This window comes from Fuscovulum sp. (genome assembly GCA_035192965.1).
In the GTDB taxonomy this organism is placed as follows: Bacteria; Pseudomonadota; Alphaproteobacteria; order Rhodobacterales; family Rhodobacteraceae; genus Paragemmobacter.
Map to the genome: position 1 here is coordinate 552,900 of CP136571.1, position 18,389 is coordinate 571,288.

Here is an 18,389-nt window from a genome sequence, read left to right on the forward strand (position 1 = left end):
CTGTCTGCCCCCCACGGGCCGCAAGCGCGGCCCTCCCCCCGAGGATATTTTAGAACAGATGAAGCTCAGAGGGTAAGGGCGATCCTCCGGCCTTCGTGAAAGGCATAGGGGGCCTGTCGCGGTGCGGCGCAATCCCCGATACGGTGGGTGTCTTTGCCGGGGAAGGTTTCGGGGAAGGGGTCGAAGGCGATGTTGGTCGTCGCCATGACGAGGGCCGAGGCGGGGAGGGTGGTTTCTTCGCCCGTCAGGCCCGATTTCACGGTGACGCCGTTGCCATGCCAGCGGGTGATGACGTGTTCGGTCAGGAACTGCGCGCCGAGTTTGGCGAGGCGCTGGCGGGCGGGTGCGTCGGCGGAGGTGCGTGTGATCTCTTTCCCGACATAGGGGTCGGGGGTGACGAGGATCACCTTTTTCCCCTGTTCGGCCATGTGCCATGCGGTGCCCACGCCGCGCCAGTTGCCGCTTTCGTCATAGAGGATGACGGTATCGCCAAGGCGGGCTTCGCGGCGCATGACGTCTTCAGCGGACCAGACATTGCCGTTCTCTAAGCCCGGGAGTTGCGGCAGGGCGGGGAGCCAGCGCTGTTTGGCGTCGGGGTCTGGGAGGGAGCCGGTGGCGATGATCACGGTATCGGCGGGGTGGGCGGCAATGTCGGATTCATCGAGGAAGGTGTTGAGATGGAGGGTGACGCCGAGTTTGGCGAATTGGCGTTCGTACCAATCCATCAGGTCGAGGATCTGGGCGCGGCGGGGTTGTTCGCCCGCAAGGCGGAACTGGCCACCGATGCGCGGGGCGGCCTCGGCGATTTCGACAGTATGGCCGCGTTCGGCGGCGGCGCGGGCGGCCTCAAGCCCTGCGGGGCCTGCGCCGACAATCAGGATGTGGCGGGGTGCGGCGGTGGGGGTGAAACGGTCACCGCCCCATTCCCATTCGCGCCCCGCGCTGGGGTTGATGAGGCAGGAAATCCAGTAGTCGCGGGACCGCCTGCCCCAGCACATCTGGTTGCACGAAATGCAGGCGCGGATGTCGCTGCTGCGGCCTGCCATCGTTTTCGCGGCGAGGTGGGGGTCGGCGATCTGGCCGCGCACGATCGACACCATGTCGGCCTGACCGGAGGCGATGATGGTTTCGGCATTGTCGGGGGTTCTGACATGCGCCTCGGATGTGACTTTGGCGTGTCTGACCACGCCTTTGAGGATTTCGGTGACTGGGGCGGTGAGTTTTTCGGCGAACAGAAAGGTGGGCATCAGGCGTTCGAAATCGAGATAGCCGCCATGGCCGCAGGTGACGTAGTCGATCTGGCCTGTCGCATCGTGCAGGGCGACGATTTCGGCCAGGCTTTCGACAGACAGCGTCACGTCATGCGCATCGGAGGTGGAGACGGCGAGGCCCACGATGAAATCGTCACCGCAGGCGCGGCGGATGCCTTCGATGATGCTGCGCGAGAAGCGGGTGCGGTTTTCGAGAGAACCGCCCCAACGGTCGGTGCGGGTGTTCGACCATGGGGTCCAGAACTGATCCAGCAGGGAGTGGTAGGCGGCCCAGACCTCGACCCCCTGAAAGCCCGCCTTATGGCAGCGGATCGCGGCGGCGATGTGGGCGTCGATCAGCTCTTCGATTTCTGTCTCGGTCATACGGTGGGAGCCGTCGCTGTCGTGATAGCTGGCGTGGCCAGAGGGGGACCAGTGGGGCTGGAAGCTGAGATCGGAATCGCCATGCGCGCCGATGTGGTAAAGCTGCTGGAGGATGACGGCGCCTTCGGCCTTGGCCGCGTCTGTGACCTTGCGGAAGGCGGGGATGATGTCATCGGTGCCATGCAGGTAGTTGCCGCGTGTCAGCACGCCTGTGCGATGGACGGGGACGGGTTCCATCACGATCATCCCTGCGCCGCCTTTGGCGCGTTCGGCGATATAGCCCAGCGTGCGGGGGCCGGGGAGGCCCATGTCGGACATGTTGTTGGTATGCGCGCCAAAGACGATGCGGTTTCGCAGCGTGGTCCCGCGAAGCGTGATCGGGCTGGTCAGGTGGGGGTGTTGGCTGGCGGGCATTGCGGCCTCCTTGCGTTGGGGCAAGCCTAGCGGATGCTTTGTGCAGGGTGTGAGGCGCGTGGGCGACAGAAGAATGTCGGGCGGCGGCATGGATGCCTGCCTGGGTGAAGAACCGGCCCGGCTGTTCCGCAGGGAACAGCGCATGTGTCAATGACAAGGCAAGGTCCGTTCAGAAGCGCCCAAAGGCGCGATCCAGCGGGAGGAACGGAAAATGATGAACATCGCAATGGCCAAGGTTGTGGTTGGAATGGTCGGGGCTTCGGGCGCTGTCGGGCCGGCGCGCGAGGCCGATGATGCCGAATTGGCGCAGGCCGGGTTGGCAGGGGCGGGCGCATGGTCGCCGATGGGTTGGGTTCGGGGGCGGTGGCAGCTTGTGCGGGGCCATTTTGCCCCGGCCACGCGCGGACGGGCGGCGGATGTGGCCTTTGCGGCAACGGCCATTGCGGTGGCGCAGGGTGTGATGCCGCCGCAGGTGACGCTGACCGAAGGACTGAATGCGGACAGCGCAGCAATCACCGACAGCCGCCCTGCGGTGGGATGATGTTTGTCATCGGTTACCCGGGTGCGGCCCGGCGGACGGGTGCCATGGGGCACCTGCGCGGGATTGGTCTGGCGGGGGTGGTCTGGTTTGCGGTTGCGGCTGGGCCGTCCTTTGCGGCGGAACCTTTGCCGGATCAGGTGGTCTGTGCGGATACGGCGCTGGTTCTGGCGATTGACGGATCGGGCAGCATTGATGATGCGGATTACGCCCTGCAGATGCAGGGCTATGCGTCGGCCTTTCGCAGCGGTGAGGTGCATCTGGCGCTGCGGATGGCGGGGGTGGTGGATATCGCCGTTGTCTTATGGGGGGATGGCGACATGAGCGCGCAGATACTTCCCTTTCAGCGCATTGTGGATGCGGCGGGTGCAGAGCGGCTGGCCGTGGAGATGGAGGGGATGACGCGCGAGGTGACGGGCAATACCGGGCTGGCGCGCGGGATTGAGGTCGCCCTTGATATTCTGTCAGAGCCGGGAGTTTGTGCGTTGCGCAAGATCGTGGATGTCTCTGGCGATGGGCGACAAATGCACATGCGCATGCGTCATCCGGTGGCAACGCTGGCCGAACTGCGCCAGCGGGCCGAGGCGATGGGTGTGACGATCAATGCACTGGCAATTGAAACCGATGATGACGGTCTGGCGGAGTATTTCGAAAGCCGAGTGACGGTGGGACAGACGGCCTTTGTCATTCCGATCAGGTCCATGCGGGATTTCGGCGATGCGATCATCGAAAAGTTGCAGCGCGAGTTGATGGCGACGGGTGACCCTATGGATGGGTCACGTCGGATGTAGCGGAGATGATGGATGGGAAAGGAAAAAGGGGGCATCGCAAGCGATGCCCCCTGTGGCCGTTCTATGCGTTCTGGATGGAAAGCAGGGGTGCGACATGGTCGCCAAATGGATTGGTGCTGAAAGGGGAAGACGGGGGCGGCCTGTCGGTGCCCCCGCCTGTGGTGGTTCAGTAGAACATTGCCTTACGCTCGACGGTTGCGCAGGTGCCGGGCTGCAGGGCGCAGGCCTTGTCCAGCATGGTCGACAGACCGTTGTCGGTGGTGGTGGTGCCTGCCGAAGCGGCGACAGGGCCGAGGGAGAGGAGCAGGGTGACGAGGAGAGTTTTCTTCATGTCGCGGGATTCCCTTGTGCGATGGATCGGTTGACCGTCCGCAGGCCATCTGCGGATGAGGCGAAATTGCCCAAGCCGGGCTTTCCCGTCTGTTCCGCAGGGAACAGGGGCGCGAAATTGGTGGCAGGGCGACAAGATGCCTGTGGATTTGGCCGGGGCTGCCGATACAGTCTTGAGGCGCTTGCTCGGCCAGGAACGAGCGCATCAAAGGTTTGCGCTGCGATATCGGTGCCCGTGCGAGTGTGATCCGGCCGCTGTTGCGGCCCCAAGCACCGGATGACCGAAATCTGATGGAAGACACGCTTGTCAGCGCGGACGGAACGGGTGCGGCACGGTCGGGCTGGGTGGCCCCGATCGTGGCCGAGGCCTTTTCTGCCAGTGGCCTGAGCGCGCCGGAAGCTGTGCAGGTTGAGATTGAGGCGGTGTGTCTGTTTGTCGACGTGGCGGGGTTTTCGCGGCTGACGGCCGATCTCGCAAGCCAGTCCAGCCGCAGCGCCGAAGATGTGGAGCGGCTGATCCGCGCGACGTTCGACGGGGTGCTGTCAGCGATTGATGCGCATGGCGGAGCGGTGGCCTGTATCGCGGGCGATGCGATTCTGGCCACATGGACGGGGGCGGATCGCCGGGACATGGCGCAAGCCGCCCGCGCCTGCGCCGAGGCGATTGCGGAGAGGCAGGCCGATGCAGCGGGCAGGGGCCGGGAAGAGGTGTTGCCGATGCGGCTGTGCCTTGATGCCGGGGAGGTGACGGTGGCCTTTGCGGGCGGCATCGGCGGGCGCTGGTTCGGGGTTCTGGGGGGTGGGCCGATCCTGCGCCTTGCGCAGATCGCACAGCAGGCAAAGCCCGGGACGCCCTTTGTGACCGCGCAGGCGCAGGCGTGGGGGGCAGGCGTTGCGGGAGCCGCTTTCAGGGCGGGCGCCGTGCGGCGCGTGCGGGAAACACCCACGGCGTTTCTGCCCGAATGGCTGGTTGCGGGGGATGGAGGGATTCAGCCCTGGCTGGCCGAATACCGCCGGGCGAGCGCGATCATCATGCGCGCCAGCGCCGAGGTGACGCGTGATCCGGCGCTTTTGCAGCGCATCGTTGAAGGGTTTCAGACGGTGGTGGCCGAGGCTGGCGGGTCTGTGCTGAGCGTGCAGACCGATGACAAGGGCCTGATGCTGGTGGCGGCCTGGGGGCTGGCCTTCAAGGCGACAGAACATGATGCGGAACGCGCGGTCATGGCGGCGCGCCAACTGCGGGTGCAATTGGGCGCAGAGCAGGCGGATGTGGCCATCGTGGTGGCCACGGGGGACATGTTCGCAGGCCAGATCGGCACGGCGGTGTTTCGCCAGTATTCCATCCTGTCACGGGCGATCAATGCGGCGGCCAATGCGCTGTTGCGGGCCGGGGGCGATGTGCTGTGTGACGAGGCAACGACGGAGGCTGCGGCGCGGCGGTTCCAGTTTGCCCCAGTTGCGGCCTTTGTTCCCAAAGGGGAACGCGCTGCATTCCGTTTCTTTCACCCCGTGACGGAACGTGTGCAGGAAGGGCCGCGACTGCGCCGGATGGTGGGGCGGGCGCGGGAGTTGGACGCCATTCTGGCGATGACGCTGCGCTGTGGCGGGGCTGGCCCTGCGGGGGTTGTCAGGGTGATTGCCGATGCCGGAATCGGCAAATCGCATATCGCGACCGTGGCCGCCGGGCGCATGGCAGAGGCCGGGGTGACGCCGCTGTTCATTGCAGGCGACAGTTTGCGAAACGGGTCGGCTTTTCATGCGTGGCGGCGGTTGGTGGCGGCATCGCTGGGCCTGCCAGAGGCCCCGGATGCCGGGGCGGTTATGGCCGCCGTGCGGCGTGTTCTGCCAGAGGACGCGCTTTTGGGCCGTCTGCCGCTGTTGAATGCGGTGCTGCCCGCCGATTTGCCGGAAACGCCGGAAACGGCGGCGCTGTCGCCCGTGGCGCGCGGTCAGGCGACGCGGGAACTGGCGGCTGAATTCATCTTGCGCGGATTGCCCGATGCGGCCTGCTGCGTGGTGGTGGAGGATGCGCACTGGCTGGATGCGCCATCATGGCGGCTGATCGTGGATTGTCAGCGCGCAAGGCCGGGGATCGGTGTGCTGATCCTGACGCGGGCCGTGCCAGAGGATGACCTGCCCGCCGATGCGGTGGCCATGTTGCGGGCCGAGACGGCGCAGACGATCCGGCTGGAGCCGCTGGCGCCGCAGGAAATCGTGGAAGTGGTCACCGAACATCTGGGGGTGGTCGACCTGCCGGGGGAGATTGCGACAGAGATCTGCGATCTGGCCGAGGGGCATCCGCTTTACGCCAAGATCGCAGCGGCGCAATTCGTGCAGACGGGGCGGATCGTCGTGTCGATGGGGCATTGCCATGTGCCGAACGTGTCGCGCAGCCGGGATGCGGTGGCCGTGCAGGGCGGGTTGCGGGGGATGGTGATCAGCCAGATTTCGCGCCTTGGCCCTGCGGCGCAGGTGGCGATCAAGGCGGCGAGCGTGGAGGGGCGGGTGTTTGACCGGCAGGTTCTGGCGGCGTTGCTGCCCGAGCTTGGGGGTGAACTGGATACTTCGCTGGAGGAACTTTGTACGGCGGGGCTGGTGGACAGGGTGGATGGGGGGCGGTTCCGCTTTCACCATGCGACCATTGTGGACGCCGCCTATGATCTGCTTGTGGGTGATGAGCGGCGTCGGCTGCATCGCGGAGTGGCCCAGCAGATCGAGGCGCGGGGTGGCGGCACGGCGCGCGATGCGCTGCTGGCGCGCCACTGGGACCGGGCGGGGGATGAGGCGCGGGCGATGCAGTATCTGGATCAGGCCGCGCGGGCCGCGATCCAAAACCAGGCCAACAGGGAAGCGGTCACGATGTGCAATCGCGCGCTGGCGCTGGCAGGGGGCGATATGCCGCCGATGCGCCGTGTCGGATGGCATGCCATCGCGGGTGAGGCGCTGCGGTCGCTGGGCAATTTCCTTGAGGCAGAGCCGCATCTGAAGGCGGTGATGGCAGCGGGTTTCCGGCGGCCGGCCGAGGGGACGGCGCGGCGCGTGGCGGGGGCGTTGGCGGCCTATGCGCGGTTGCAGGCCAGCCGGGGGCAGCCGCGCAGGGCCGAGCCCGCCAATCGCGAGGCAGTGCTGAAAGCATCGCGGGCGCATCTGACCTTTGGCGAGATCTGTTATGATCGGCAGGATACGCCGGGGCTGCTGTATCACGCGCTAGTGGGTATGAACCTTGCGCTGCGGGCGGGGGGGACCAGCGCGGAACTGGCGCGCGGTTATGCGGGCACGGCGATGATCGGCATTCACGCAAAGCCGCTGATCGACGGGGACCGGTTCCGCACGCTGGCCGTGGAGGCCGCGCAGGCGCTGGGCGATGCGGCGACCACGTCATGGGTCTATATGGTGGCGTCGAACTACGATTTCGCCCTGGGGCGGTGGGATCTGGCCGAGGAAGAGGCGCAGGTGTCGATCCGCGCGGCCGTTTCGGCGCGCGAGATCAAGGATTGGGAAGTGTCGGTTTCCACAGTTGGCAACATCCGGCGCTTACGGGGGCATTTCCGGACCGCGGATGCCGTAGATCAGGAGGTGTTCGAGTCCGGTCGTGATCGGGGGGTGCCGCAGGTGATGCTCTGGGCGTTGACGGGGCGGCTGAAGAACATGACGGCCTGCAACGAGATTGACGAATGCGACCGGCTGCTGGAGCGGTTGCGCGCGCTGTATCGCGATGATCTGAACCGGCTGAATGCGGCGGCGAGCAACGAAATTGCGCTACGGGTGTTTTCCTGTCTGGATCATCTGCGCGGGCAGCGGGATGCAGCGGCGATGACCGATCTGCTGCGCGCGGCAGAGTTGTATGCAGGGCTGCGCGATCCACAGGTCTATATGGTTGACCCCATCGGGTTTATTCTGGACGCGATCCGCGCGCTGCTGCGGCGACGGCCGGGGGATGCGAGCCTGACCGGGGTATCAACTTTTTTCGCCAAGAAATCGGCCGCGCTGGCGGGCATTTATCCGGCAGCACAGGCGCGGCGTGATCTGGCGCGCGGGGACGCGGCGCTGATGCAGGGGCGGGCTGACAGGGCGGCAGAGCACTGGCGGCGGGCCGTCGCGGCGGCGATGGTGTTTCAGATGCCCTTTGATGCGGCTATGGCGGAACACAGGCTGGCGCATCTTTCTGCGCTGACGCCGGGTGAGCGGGCCGAACATGCGGCCCGCTGCGCGGAACGGTTGGGCGAACTGGGGCTTGTGCAACCCCTGTGCTGGACCTTGTGACGCCCGCCGTCAGGCGAGCATCGTGCTGTCGGTCACGATGCTGAGGGAATCCAGCGTCAGGTCGTTTTCGTTCGAGAAGCGGAACACCATCACCAGTGGCTGCTGGAAGGTCTTGCCGGACCCGATCCCCTGACCCTGCACGATCCATGTCATGACTGTTGATCGGTTGGAAATGTCGGTGATGCAGCTTTGCGATGACCACTGGGTCATGAAGTTCGGGCGTCTGATCAGGTTGGATACCTCGCCCAGCCCGGCAAGGCCAAAGTAGGGGCCTTTGGGAAAGCCGCTGCCGCCCGGCCCGGTTATCACCGTCCGGGCGCAGCACGGATCGGTGACGGGGGTTCCGTTTTGCAGGGCGGCGGAAAGGGCTTTGGCAAATGTTGTCGCCTCTTGCGTGAGTTCCGACTGGATCGTGGGATCGAATGGGGTGCCAAAGATGATCCGGTCGATTTCATCCGTGTCCATCACCAGCCAGTCCCGCGCGATCAGGGCGGCGGGCTGGGCGGGATCGGTGAATTCGAACACCATGCGGGCCTTGACCCCGTAGAAGGGCAATTGGGTGCTGTTGGCGACGCCATCTACGGTAAACTCGGCATAGGCCATATTGTGGGCCGCATCGACCGAGATGCAATCGACGTTCAGCCGCGAGATGGTGATGAAAAACCCAAGCCGGGCATAGAAGGCGACGGTGCCCTCGCGCCCGATGTAATGATCGGCGGGCAAGGCCTTGCCGCCGGGGCCGGTGAAATCGCAGTGCTCGTCAAGGGCGGGCCATTCCATCATCGGGTTCTGAAGGCTGATGGCCTGCATGATGACCTTGACCGCATCGCGCATGGCAATTTCGCGCAGGAAGGTATCCCGCGACCAGGTGATCTGGCTGTCGAGCGCCTGCATGATATCGGCAGCGACTTCCATTCCCGACCAGACCGCGCCCGACATGTAGCCATTGGCGATGGAGGCGGTTTCCGTCGAGGCGAAATGCACGCGGTCGAAGGGTCCCGCGCCGGGTGTGCGTAACAAGAGCCCGCTCAGTGCGGGAAGGAATGTCTTGGGTGGGAAGTGGCCCGCGGGGCAGCCTTGGGAATAGGTTTCACCGGTCCAGTCCATTTCGCGGTAGACGGGATTGTTGGCCTTGACCGCTGCGGGGCCGAAACACCGGCTGATGGTATCAATGACGATCTGTTCGCGGTCCTGAAAGGTGCCTTTGCGGTAATCTTCGGCCTCTTTTCCCACGATGAAGGCCATCAGTGCGGGAATGCCTTCGGCCGAGGTATTGTCCATGATCCAACTGACCGGCCAATCCGCAAGCAGCACGTCACCCGACAGGCCGTATTTCGAGATGTTGTCGAAGGGCAGGCCATTGGCGGTGCCGGAGGTGTAGGTGGTGGTATCGTTGCGCCAGAAGGGCGTGTCGAACAGGACATAGGCCATGATCATGGTCGAGTTCTGCATCGTCGTCGCTGCAAGGGTGCGGGCGGGCGGCAGGGGCGGGACGAATTTCACCGATTGCAGCAGGCGCGGGGCGAGGGCGACGAGCGCCTTGCGGCCGACATACATTCCTCTTCCGGTGACGACCTCGACCTGGTCCCTGTCGGGCGACTGGACGATGTCCGTGACCGGCGCGCCCGTGATGATGGCACCGGGTTGCATCCCGTTGATCCGGTCGGCAAGGGCGAGCGCGATGGATTGCGCGCCTTTCTTCAGCCGATACCCTTGCGCCCCCTGCACGGGCCAGCGGATCGACTGGAACCGGACCAGCCCGCCATTCGATTTCAGATAGAACAGGAACCAGAGCATCGAGATGTCTTCGGGTTCGCAGGAAAACCCGACGCGACAGAGCATCCGCAGCTGCGATTTGAACGAGTCGGTCAGCGGCCCCCAATCGGGCAGGTCGTAGGTTGTCACCCAATCCCAGACTGACATCTGATCGAGGATTTCCGCATTCGGCGTCAGATCGACGGAATCGAGCCTGACGCTGTCTGCGATGCCCAGCAGATAGGATAGCGCGGCCAGCGAAGAGGGTTCGGGTGGAATGGTCGTGCCGATATAGGCGGAAATGGTCTTGTCCACCCAAAGCAGGTTTGCACCCAGACCGGCCCAGAATTCCTCGGGCGTGGGCATGGACTGTTCGGGGCCTTCGTATTGTTCGAACATGTCGAGGTTGAGCGTGTTGATCAGGTCGATCACAGGCTTCTGAAACGGTTCATTGCCCACGAAATGCGCACCGAAATCAAAGGTGCCGGTGGTACCCTTTTGGGTTTCCGTCACGCTGTAGGTGCGCCCGCCGACCCGGTCGCGCGCTTCCAGCACCAGCACCCTTTTGCCGGCGTGCAAGAGCGTGTCGGCGGCCACCAGGCCTGTCAGGCCAGCCCCTACGATGATGACGTCATATGGGTTATGCTCCATTCCGAAATGCTCCCTTTGGTTCAAATGGTGGTCTGACGCATCAGTCTTGTTTTGGTCCGCGCCTCTGGTGCCGTGGCAGGGCGAGGGCGGATTGGGGAAGGTCGTTCTGGGGCGGGGTCAATCCGCACCCATGTCATAGGCGTCGATGTAGTTTTCCAACGCCAAGCGCGCGCAGAGGATCTGGTTGCCCTGACGCACGAGGATGCCGTCGCTGAGAAACGACTGGATGACCTGATTCACCTTGGGGCGGCTTGCGCCCACGATCAGCGCAAGTTCCCCCTGATTGAGGCCCCAGCGCACCGGGACAAGCGCCTGCCCTTCGGCACCGGGCGTTTCGCGCAGGCTGAGTTGCAGGAAGCGCGCGACGCGCATCTGCAGATCATAAAGCGCGATGGATTCCATCTGGAAATTTGTGCTGCGCAACAGCCCGCATAGGTGCCGGGCCAGTGCAAGGCCAAGGGTTGGATGCGCCTCTGCCACGCGCAGAAAGGCCTGCCGTTCGAGGACTATTCCCCGCACCTCGGTCACCGCGATGGCATCGGCCGAGCGGGGTTCGCCGTCGATCAGGGCAAATTCGCCGATCACTTCGCCCGGGCCCAGATGTTTCAGGACCAGTTCCCGCCCCCGCGCCGTGGACAGCGCCAGACGCACCCGACCGAACAGGATGGCCACCAGAAAAGTATCCGTATCGCCGCGCTGAAAGATGGTCTTTCCTTCGGCCCAGATGCGGCTGCGCGCCATTTCGGCAAGGGCGGACAGGCTGGCCTCATCAGCGCCGGAAAGCACCGGCGACTGGCGCAGCAGGTCTGCGGTGTTCTGTGCGGCCCGATCTGATTGCTTGCCCTGGGTCACGCGGATGCACGCCCGAAAAAGCCACGCGACTGCCTTAGATCCCGCCCTTCCAAAGCCACGTCGCGCGCCACCGGAAATTAATTTAGATTACCAACAAACCCTATGCGCCGACGGCACATCCGGCAACGGATTCGTCAGGCAAGCGGGTGGTGTTGTGGGGCTGAATGACCTGCCACTGGTCTTTCATCCAGCTGCGATCAGAGCCGGTAGATGGCTTACGCCTTTCCGCCCGGATTGAGCAATCGCCCGGCGCGCGGAACCTTCGTCGCGTGCAGCGGGGCGCGCGATTGCTGTGGTCAGGTGCAGTGCGAAGCCTGCGGGGGTCTGGTAGCCGAGGGCCAAGTGGGGCCTAGGAGTGTTGTACTTGGTGATCCAGGCCGCGATGAGACCGCGGGCATCGGCAAGGTTGCGAAACAGCGTCTCGTTGAGAAACTCATCCCGCATCCTGCCGTTGAAGCTTTCGACAAAGCCGTTCTGCTTCGGCTTTACAGACGCGCTGTCGTGCCATTCGACCTTGCGCTCGGCGCGCTACTTCAGGATCGCGTTTGAGGTCAGTTCCGTGCCGTCTTAGCTGCCGATCATTCCGGGCTTCCTGCGGCGTTCGATCAGGGCTGTCATTTCCCGCGCCACGCGGCGGCCCGAGATTGATGTGTCCGTGATCACCGCAAAGCACGCGCGCGTGACTTAATCGACCACGATTAACACCCGGAAGCGCCGCCCGCGGCCGAACTGGTCATGCACGAAGTCGAGCGACCAACGGGCATTGGCCCGCGTCTCGATCCGGATCGAGGCCCTTTCGCCAAATGCCTTGCGGCGTGCTTTGTATTTTCGCACCCTTAACCCTTTTTCGGAATAGATATGGTTGATCCCGACGCCTCTCTCTCGCCTGAGCAACACGAAGAGTCGCCGGTAACCGAACCTGCTTCGTTCCCAGATGCTGCAACCGCCCCCGCAGCACCGTGTCTGGCGAGCGCTGCGACCGGTGGTGCACCATCTTGCGGTCTCCGCACCCGCAATCTCGCAAGCCCACCGTTCCGACCGACCGAGATGGACCTGCAGATGCGCGACAGCCTCGCGCTTCACGGTATCGCCTTGGCTTTGCACCAGTGGCGGCTCGTGGCTCTGCGTCACCATTCTTGACAGCAACTCCTTCATCGCCGTCATGTTGATTGTCTGCTCGGCCAGAAACTTTCTGGGCTTCGCGTTCTCGTCCTCAAGCGCCTTCAGCCGCTTGGCGTTGGACACCGTCATCACGGTATACTTCGTCTTCCATGCATAGAATGTGCCCTAAAACATCCCGTACTTGCGGCAGAGATCGGCGCACTTCGCGCCAACCTCATGCTCCTGCAGGATGCCAACAATCTGCTCTTCCGTCAGTTGTGTTTTCTTCATCGTCCGCTACCTCTGTGGGCGGGACTCTAATCACAGATGGAGGAAAAATCCCGTGGCAGGTCATCGCACTTTGTCGGGCGTAATCATGTTCGGGCGTTTGCAAGACGGGCGACTGGTCGCTAGCCGCTACGACCGATGCCCGACGGTCTTCAAATCCTCCGGCGCTCTCGCAGCAACTGTCGTGTTCTGGCTATGAAACAATAACGAGTACTGACTCTAGGGCGAATTTGTGTCAGAAGCGCAGGAGATGACCATCGAATTTTCTGCGGTAATTAGCAGTACTCGCCCAAAATCCCTTTTGGCGGCGATTTGACAGATTTCTTCTTGATCTGGGTTAGCCAATGCTTGTCCATCAGATAAAGAGTAGTCGGCAAATCCGTAGTATGGCGTAACTTCACAACCATACTTTTGAGGCACAATTCCCATTAGCATGGGCTTGCCAGTGAGCGCGGGTACAACAATGCTTGCGGCCCAGCACGTTTTTTGGGACATCCAAAATTCACTAAAGTTGGCATCGATAAGAACAGCGTCCACAGCGGTGTTATGGTCAATGACGGAAGTGACGACTCTTCCTACGGGGGTCTCTTTGAGTGACGCTTCTCTTAGTGTAGATGCATTAGGCTCAGTTGCGCTGGCGAAAGCCGCCCTCCAAGTTCTGATCTGTTCAAGACCGCGCAAATTATCGTCATGAAGCGCCAGAAGCGCAATGATCATACCAGAAACAATCAAAAAGCCAGTTTTTGGTGTCCTATCCGAAATCCAGCGCGGAACCATGCCCAGAACTGGAATGACCATTATTCCCAGCCAACTGCCCGGGTCTGAGAAGTAGTATTGCGCCCCGGCAGGTGCGTTCAGCACATAGCTTGCCCCAAGTCCGGCCCACATTCCGCTGAGTAGCGCCACGACCAACGATTTTCGTGATGAATCAGCCGGCATTCGACGCAAGGCAAGCACAGTCAAGACAGAAGCCAGCAATAGCGCATAAACGGCTGGTCGTTCGTAGGCAAAGAAGGCAAATGGCACAAACATGGGTTCGTTGGTGCCGCCAGAAACCGGGTAGGAAAGATAAACCGCGATTGGTGGCAATAGTCCTGCGAGAACTGATGCGAGCAGGAACCACGGTTTCTTTTGCCCTTGAAACGCAAGGCCCGCAGCGACCGCCGCACCAAGGACAAAACCAACGGAAATCTTGCTGAGGGCTGCCAGACCGACAAGACCAGCTAGTAGAGTCAAAGCAACGATATGCTCGGTCTTTTCGGTTGAGGCAAGGGACATTCTTTGGAACACAAGGACAGCAAGTATAAGAAACCAAAGGGAAATATTGTACGACTCTGACACATAGTAGGAGTGCCACATCAATGCACCACCGAGAGCGAGCCAAGTTAGAACTGAAAAGGTTGCCACCGGACGGGCGACGTTTGGACTTTTTGCAGGGAGAAGTTGCGCTGAGGCCTGGAGTAGCAATGCGACGAGGACGGGGACAGCAACGAACCCCACAAACAAGCTGTAACCCTGTAATGCGGGAACGCCCAACCATTCTGCAAAGCCCCCGATCACACGATGGCTAAACACATGATAGACGAGGGGAATATGGCCGTCGACACCGATGCTTGCGACTCCGAATCTGGTGAGGCTCTCTGCTATCGCGGCATGGAACAAGGTATCATGATGCGCTAGTCCTACCAGCGCTGCTTCCAATACGATGGGAGTTGCATAGTTTAGCGCAAGGTTCACAAAGCCGTAAATTACAGAGCAAAGTGTGGCAATGGCCAAAACTGTCAGGCTTTGGGTAGCCGTTGGAAGCTTCAGACCCCAAAGCAATCTGATCCCAAAAAACCAGATCAACACTGTGGCAATATCTAAGGAAAATTTAAACCACGAAGGCATGAAAGCGCAAGCGAGCAGCACAAAGAGCAGTGCGGCAGTTGATCGCAAGCCATGGCGCACCCCGAAGGCGACAGGGAGGAGCATTATTGCACCAGAAAATAAAAATGCACGCAGATAAGCAGTGGTTGGGATGGAGAAATCTTCGCTCCCGAATGCGTTTCGTATCCAGAACAAGAAGATTCCACCGCCCAAAGACAGCAGCGTTCCAAAGAGCGTCGCAAGCAGAAACGCCGTATCTGGCGCCCTTTTTCCGTCCTCATTTGTGCTCAGCACCGACACCCCTCCCCGAAAAACAACGTCAACAGTCCAATATGATCTCTTGAATTGCACATGGCGATAGAGCGGTCAATCATGGCTAAACTGCGTGCTTCGGCCAACTTGTGGCATTTTGGCCAACTATGTCTGGCTATAGTAACCTGAACCCTGCTGGACGGACAGAGGCGTGTAGTGCATGCGGATGTTGTGTTTGTTTTTCTGCGCCTGTTATGGGCGTACATCTTGGCAATGCTTATGTTTAACGCGCGCGAACACGTGCTTTTCGAGTGGAAGAGCATACTTGGACATTCGAACCTGTGTCAAAGCCTGTTCCGTTCGTCCTGCTGGCGCAATTTGCACGGCCAGATTGGTGGTGTTTCCCTCAGTGCGTCACCATTCGGAACAGATCGCTCAGCTGAAAGACTGCGGTCGCTATTTCAGGATGTTACGTGATTTTCCTTCCTGACTGCCACGGGTGGAAGCCAAGGGTCGCCGTCGCTTGCCGCCTTGGATGCGCCGATCTTGCCTAGGGGCGATTCCCTAAGACAGATCAATTGCCGAACACACCAAACTAAGGCAAAAGATAAACTTGGCTTTTGGGGTACTGAAATGACACCTTTCAATCGTCCTGCATTCGTAGGTCATGAACTGGACTACATTCGCGACGCAATTTCGCGAGGGCAACTTTCAGGAGATGGGCACTATACCCGCCTCTGCAATGCCGCCATCGCTCGCATCACGGAATCCCATGCGGCGCTATTGACACATTCCTGTACGGCAGCACTGGAAATGGCTGCACTTCTCGCCGGTATAGGCCCGGGAGACGAGGTGATCATGCCATCGTTTACCTTTGTTTCAACGGCCAATGCCGTGGTTTTGCGTGGCGGGGTTCCCGTTTTTGTCGACATTGACCCAGACACGCTTAACATTGATCCAGCCCAAGCCATGAAAGCCGTTACCAGCAAGACTAAGGCTATCTTTGCTGTCCATTATGCGGGCATGATCGCCGATATGGATGAACTCGGGCACATTCGCGATGAACACGGCTTAATCCTGGTTGAAGATGCAGCGCAGGCACTGGGCGCGCGCTACAGGGATCGTGCGGCAGGCAGTCTGGGTGACCTCGCGGCTTTTTCTTTCCACGAGACGAAAAACATCGTTTCGGGGGAGGGGGGGGCGTTGACCATCAATCGTCCCGATCTTGTCGAGCGGGCAGAGATCATCCGTGAAAAGGGCACCAACCGATCAAGGTTCCTTCGAGGCCAGGTAGATAAGTACACTTGGGTGGATATCGGATCCTCATATCTGCCCGGAGAGTTGATCGCGGCATTCCTCTTGGGCCAGCTGGAACATATCCATACATTGAACATGCGTCGCCTTGAAATCTGCGATCGTTATCACGAAGCGTTTGCGTCCTATGAGGCTTCCGGGCGCGTACGCCTGCCTCACCCGCAATTGGACCGTACGTCAAACGGGCACATGTTCTATTTTCTGATGCGGGATATCGCAGATCGCGATGCATTTATCGCGCATATGCGAGCCAAGGGGATCACGACGCCATTCCATTACGTACCGTTGCATAGTGCTCCCGCTGGGCGAATTCATGCGCGTAATGTGGGTGCCCTGCCTGCGACCGACGATGTTTCTGCGCGGCTTGTGCGGTTGCCCCTGTTTTACACACTCAGCCAGCAGGAGCAGGAAGGAGTCATCGCCTTTGCAAAAGCCTACCTCGACAACTAGGCACGCCGAATAAGCGCTTTCATATAGGGACTGAAGGCTGCCGGGAAGCGTTGCAAAAGCCACCCCACCCCGATGCGGCGCAAAAGACGGGCTACGCCGGCGACGGCAGCCTGCCTGCGGGCGAATTCAGGGTCTGTGTCCAACCTTTGCAGCATCCGCGCGATTACACCCGTGTCGAATTCGACCGCGAGGCCATGCGTGCCGCAATACTGCCGGACAGCTGGAACCGTTATGAAGTTCAGCGAAGTCCACAACCCCTGCGCCCCGATCTCGGTCTCGACGCGCTCGATGTGGCGGGCAAAGACACGCCGCGTCAAAGATGGAGATACGATCACAGGAATCCGGAAATGCGGTTCGTATGGCACTGCATAATTCGGGCATAGGATTGTCATCCGACCGGCAGGTGATAGCAAATATGCCCCTGCTAGTATCGCGCGGCGCCAATTCTGGACATGTTCAAAGACGTTGACGGAAAACACCAGATCGAATCGCTTGGTGCCTTCGGGCAACTGAAAATCCTCTATGCCTGCGCGATGGATGGAAAGATTGGGATAGGCCGCTTCAATCCTTGTCAGCGTCGCATTGAAAGCGGCAAAGCCCGTCCCGATCGGTTCCAAGCCGCTAAAGTAAAGATCAGGCCGCAGCGACGACAGGGTTGCGAGCAAGTAGCCCGTGCCGCAGCCCACCTCCAGCACATGTGCGCCGGATGGAAGCGCCATTATCGCCGCCTTCATCTCATTCAGTCCGAATTCAGCTTCGTTCCGGATACGCGCCCGTTCTACAGGATCTGTGAACAAAGCTTCGGTGTCGGGATGCATCATGGCGTCCTCGTTGCAAATACGAAACGGTCCAGCATGAAGAAGACCGGGAGGATCAGCACAACTGCCGATAAGATTGCTGCGAGCAGAGGAGGTATGGAAAGCCCGTCCACCAGAAACATCACGAACATCATGTGAAGTACGTAGATCAAGGCATAAACGAAAATGTAGCGTGCGAAAGATTGGAAAACGGGCGCAGAACTTTCCCATGACCAGAGGCGGTTCTGTACATAGCCCCAAACCATGCCTAGCACATAAATCATCGTGACGGCGATGCGGTAGTCGAGTCCAGTCCGCAAGAGCAGCTCCAATAGCCCAAATAGAGCAGCATTCACCAGCACTCCGGTGATGATGAACTTGCGCCCAGCGGAAGCAATGTGTTTCATTAAAGGGGAGCCTTGTCTATTTTGCCGCCGATCCGGCTGCCAGACCGAAGGTTCTCATAAAAGTATTCGGGAAACCCAGCAGCCTGCATCGACCTTTCGGTGCGGCCAATGTCGTAGGGCACCCGAAAAAGACTGAAGTCTGTTCCGTTCCAAGTTGCAAACGCTGCACGCGGATCGCCATCACGGGGTTGGCCAACTGCGCCTGGGTTGCAGTAGACCGCCGACGTGCCAGTCCACAAGTATTGTACATGTGTGTGGCCAGACGCGAAGGCACAGCCCTCGACCGTCAAGAAGTATTCATTTGACGGAACCATGTACTCATCGGACCAATCATTCCAGCCGGCATGCACCATATTCAACCCGTCTGACTGAACTCTGTTTGGCAAAGAGCGAAGCCATTCCAGAGTATCCGACCGCATCGTCCGCCGCTGGTGATCAAGGCATCGATTTGCGCTATCTGACCGTGGGCACATTGTGCCGTTTGCGATGTAATAGTCGTGATTTCCCATCAAGGTTTCAACGTTGCGGTTTCGCAAGATATCTGCGCAGGCATCCAGATCAGGATAATATCCAGCGACATCACCAAGGCAAACGATCCGACGGATGCCGATTCTATCAATCCGTTCAATAACGGCCTGAAGTGCCGAAAGATTACCGTGAATGTCAGAAATAATCGCAATCAT

At 60.9% G+C, this 18,389-nt stretch carries 12 protein-coding genes and 2 pseudogenes; 5 read left to right on the forward strand and 9 right to left on the reverse strand.

Annotated features, from left to right (window positions below; translation table 11 throughout):
• Positions 1-65: 65 nt before the first annotated feature.
• Positions 66-2,048 (reverse strand): FAD-dependent oxidoreductase, encoded by a 1,983-nt coding sequence (locus tag RSE12_02715; protein WRH63264.1) that lies wholly within the window; start codon positions 2,046-2,048, stop codon positions 66-68.
• Between the two features lie 211 nt (positions 2,049-2,259).
• Between RSE12_02715 and RSE12_02720 the strand changes: the two genes are divergently transcribed.
• Positions 2,260-2,589 carry a hypothetical protein gene (locus RSE12_02720; protein ID WRH63265.1) on the forward strand — a complete coding sequence of 110 codons (330 nt, stop codon included), beginning with the start codon at positions 2,260-2,262 and terminating at the stop codon, positions 2,587-2,589.
• Positions 2,586-3,377 (forward strand): DUF1194 domain-containing protein, encoded by a 792-nt coding sequence (locus RSE12_02725; protein WRH63266.1) that lies wholly within the window; start codon positions 2,586-2,588, stop codon positions 3,375-3,377. The genes RSE12_02720 and RSE12_02725 overlap by 4 nt, the downstream gene beginning before the upstream one ends.
• A 166-nt stretch (positions 3,378-3,543) precedes the next feature.
• Here the strand turns inward: RSE12_02725 and RSE12_02730 are convergent, their stop codons facing one another.
• Positions 3,544-3,708 (reverse strand): hypothetical protein, encoded by a 165-nt coding sequence (locus RSE12_02730; GenBank protein WRH63267.1) that lies wholly within the window; start codon positions 3,706-3,708, stop codon positions 3,544-3,546.
• Positions 3,709-3,998: 290 nt separating this feature from the next.
• On the opposite strand from RSE12_02730, the gene RSE12_02735 reads away from it, so the two are divergent.
• Complete coding sequence (locus RSE12_02735; GenBank protein WRH63268.1) at positions 3,999-7,970, forward strand: AAA family ATPase; 3,972 nt, start codon at positions 3,999-4,001, stop codon at positions 7,968-7,970.
• A gap of 9 nt (positions 7,971-7,979) precedes the next feature.
• Here RSE12_02735 and RSE12_02740 read toward each other — a convergent pair whose 3' ends face one another.
• The 3 genes and pseudogenes from RSE12_02740 to RSE12_02750 all read right to left on the reverse strand — a co-directional run bounded on the left by RSE12_02740 (position 7,980) and on the right by RSE12_02750 (position 12,620).
• A complete protein-coding gene (locus RSE12_02740) occupies positions 7,980-10,376 on the reverse strand; it encodes an FAD-dependent oxidoreductase (GenBank protein ID WRH63269.1) in 2,397 nt (798 codons plus the stop codon).
• A gap of 117 nt (positions 10,377-10,493) precedes the next feature.
• A complete protein-coding gene (locus tag RSE12_02745; GenBank protein WRH63270.1) occupies positions 10,494-11,228 on the reverse strand; it encodes a Crp/Fnr family transcriptional regulator in 735 nt (244 codons plus the stop codon).
• Positions 11,229-11,411: 183 nt separating this feature from the next.
• Positions 11,412-12,620, reverse strand: a pseudogene (locus tag RSE12_02750) (IS3 family transposase).
• 82 nt (positions 12,621-12,702) lie between these two features.
• Here RSE12_02750 and RSE12_02755 point away from each other — a divergent pair.
• Positions 12,703-12,816, forward strand: a pseudogene (locus RSE12_02755) (IS5/IS1182 family transposase).
• Positions 12,817-12,836: 20 nt separating this feature from the next.
• Here RSE12_02755 and RSE12_02760 read toward each other — a convergent pair.
• Positions 12,837-14,786, reverse strand: coding sequence for a hypothetical protein (locus RSE12_02760; GenBank protein ID WRH63271.1), 1,950 nt, complete (start codon positions 14,784-14,786; stop codon positions 12,837-12,839).
• Positions 14,787-15,371: 585 nt separating this feature from the next.
• On the opposite strand from RSE12_02760, the gene rffA reads away from it, so the two are divergent.
• Positions 15,372-16,502, forward strand: a complete 1,131-nt coding sequence (gene rffA, locus RSE12_02765) for a dTDP-4-amino-4,6-dideoxygalactose transaminase (protein ID WRH63272.1) — start codon at positions 15,372-15,374, stop codon at positions 16,500-16,502.
• Here rffA and RSE12_02770 read toward each other — a convergent pair.
• The 3 genes from RSE12_02770 to RSE12_02780 are packed head-to-tail and all read right to left on the reverse strand — an operon-like array spanning position 16,499 to position 18,389.
• Entirely contained in the window at positions 16,499-17,323 is an 825-nt protein-coding gene (locus RSE12_02770; GenBank protein ID WRH63273.1) for a class I SAM-dependent methyltransferase, read from the reverse strand. The genes rffA and RSE12_02770 overlap by 4 nt on opposite strands.
• Positions 17,320-17,706: a GtrA family protein gene (locus tag RSE12_02775; GenBank protein ID WRH63274.1), complete on the reverse strand. Its 387-nt coding sequence runs from the start codon at positions 17,704-17,706 to the stop codon at positions 17,320-17,322. The genes RSE12_02770 and RSE12_02775 overlap by 4 nt, the downstream gene beginning before the upstream one ends.
• Complete coding sequence (locus RSE12_02780; GenBank protein WRH63275.1) at positions 17,706-18,389, reverse strand: metallophosphoesterase family protein; 684 nt, start codon at positions 18,387-18,389, stop codon at positions 17,706-17,708. Before RSE12_02780 ends, RSE12_02775 begins: the two co-directional genes overlap by 1 nt.

Excerpts from the sequence above, each read along its gene's own strand:
- RSE12_02715 (WRH63264.1), bottom strand. The coding sequence starts at position 2,048 with ATGCCCGCCAGCCAACACCCCCACCTGACCAGCCCGATCACGCTTCGC.
- RSE12_02720 (WRH63265.1), top strand. The coding sequence starts at position 2,260 with ATGATGAACATCGCAATGGCCAAGGTTGTGGTTGGAATGGTCGGGGCT.
- RSE12_02725 (WRH63266.1), top strand. The coding sequence starts at position 2,586 with ATGATGTTTGTCATCGGTTACCCGGGTGCGGCCCGGCGGACGGGTGCC.
- RSE12_02730 (WRH63267.1), bottom strand. The coding sequence starts at position 3,708 with ATGAAGAAAACTCTCCTCGTCACCCTGCTCCTCTCCCTCGGCCCTGTC.
- RSE12_02735 (WRH63268.1), top strand. The coding sequence starts at position 3,999 with ATGGAAGACACGCTTGTCAGCGCGGACGGAACGGGTGCGGCACGGTCG.
- RSE12_02740 (WRH63269.1), bottom strand. The coding sequence starts at position 10,376 with ATGGAGCATAACCCATATGACGTCATCATCGTAGGGGCTGGCCTGACA.
- rffA (WRH63272.1), top strand. The coding sequence starts at position 15,372 with ATGACACCTTTCAATCGTCCTGCATTCGTAGGTCATGAACTGGACTAC.
- RSE12_02770 (WRH63273.1), bottom strand. The coding sequence starts at position 17,323 with ATGATGCATCCCGACACCGAAGCTTTGTTCACAGATCCTGTAGAACGG.
- RSE12_02775 (WRH63274.1), bottom strand. The coding sequence starts at position 17,706 with ATGAAACACATTGCTTCCGCTGGGCGCAAGTTCATCATCACCGGAGTG.
- RSE12_02780 (WRH63275.1), bottom strand. The coding sequence starts at position 18,389 with ATGATTGCGATTATTTCTGACATTCACGGTAATCTTTCGGCACTTCAG.